The organism is Paenibacillus hemerocallicola (assembly GCF_006265175.1).
In the GTDB taxonomy this organism is placed as follows: Bacteria; Bacillota; Bacilli; order Paenibacillales; family NBRC-103111; genus Paenibacillus_AB; species Paenibacillus_AB hemerocallicola.
Genome location: NZ_VDCQ01000073.1, coordinates 46293 through 47717, shown reverse-complemented (window position 1 = coordinate 47717; position 1425 = coordinate 46293). Strand labels below are relative to the sequence as shown.

At 52.6% G+C, this 1425-nt stretch carries 1 rRNA gene (cut by a window edge); it reads left to right on the top strand.

Annotation, left to right across the window (positions count from 1 at the left end):
- Window positions 1-222: 222 nt before the first annotated feature.
- Window positions 223-1425 (top strand): 23S ribosomal RNA (locus FE784_RS34180); it runs 1738 nt beyond the window's last position.

The following is a 1425-nucleotide window of genomic DNA, read 5'->3' as shown; positions in this document are numbered from 1 at the left end:
AAAAACCTACAACTTTCGACTTGAATGATGCGGGCGAATGTGGTAAGATAGCAAACGTCGCTTCGGCGACAACAATCGAAGATGACAAATTTTGAACGCTAAAGTTTGCATCCTTGTTCCTTGAAAACTGGATAGCGAAACGAATCGAGCAAGACCATCTGTAAAGGTGATCTTAGAAGCAAATCGAGACGTTGTGCGTTCTCTTGCGAGACGAACAACAATGGATAAGCTAATAAGGGCGCACGGAGGATGCCTAGGCGCTAGGAGCCGACGAAGGACGTGGCGAACTACGAAATGCCTCGGGGAGCCGTAAGCAGGCTTTGATCCGGGGATGTCCGAATGGGGAAACCCACGCAGAGTAATATCTGCGTACCTATTGCTGAATACATAGGCAATATGGAGGCATACCCAGGGAACTGAAACATCTAAGTACCTGGAGGAAAAGAAAACAACATGTGATTCCGTCAGTAGCGGCGAGCGAACGCGGAGAAGCCCAAACCGTTCCCTTCGGGGAGCGGGGTTGTAGGACGTCAATATGGCAAAAGCAGGTTAGGCGAAGCGGTCTGGAAAGGCCGGCCACAGAAGGTAAAAGCCCTGTAGCTAAAAACCTGCGTATGCCTAGACGGATCCTGAGTACGGCGGGGCACGGGAAACCCCGTCGGAATCCGGCAGGACCATCTGCCAAGGCTAAATACTCCCTAGCGACCGATAGCGAAGCAGTACCGTGAGGGAAAGGTGAAAAGCACCCCGGGAGGGGAGTGAAATAGAACCTGAAACCGTGCGCTTACAAAAAGTCAGAGGCCATTAACGGCTGATGGCGTGCCTTTTGTAGAATGAACCGGCGAGTTACGTTCCCATGCGAGGTTAAGTCGAAGAGACGGAGCCGCAGCGAAAGCGAGTCTGAATAGGGCGAGTTAGTATGTGGACGTAGACCCGAAACCGTGTGATCTACCCCTGTCCAGGGTGAAGGTGCGGTAACACGCACTGGAGGCCCGAACTCACGAGCGTTGAAAAGCTCGGGGATGAGGTGGGGGTAGGGGAGAAATTCCAATCGAACTCGGAGATAGCTGGTTCTCCCCGAAATAGCTTTAGGGCTAGCCTCGGAAATGAGTCGCGGAGGTAGAGCACTGATTGGGTGCGGGGCCCGCCAAGGGTTACCAAGTCCAGTCAAACTCCGAATGCCGCATACTTGAATTCCGGGAGTCAGACGGTGAGTGCTAAGATCCATCGTCAAGAGGGAAAGAGCCCAGATCATCAGCTAAGGTCCCCAAGTGCGTGTTAAGTGGGAAAGGATGTGGAGTTGCACAGACAACCAGGATGTTGGCTTAGAAGCAGCCACCATTTAAAGAGTGCGTAATAGCTCACTGGTCGAGTGACTCTGCGCCGAAAATGTAACGGGGCTAAACACGCCACCGAAGCTATGAC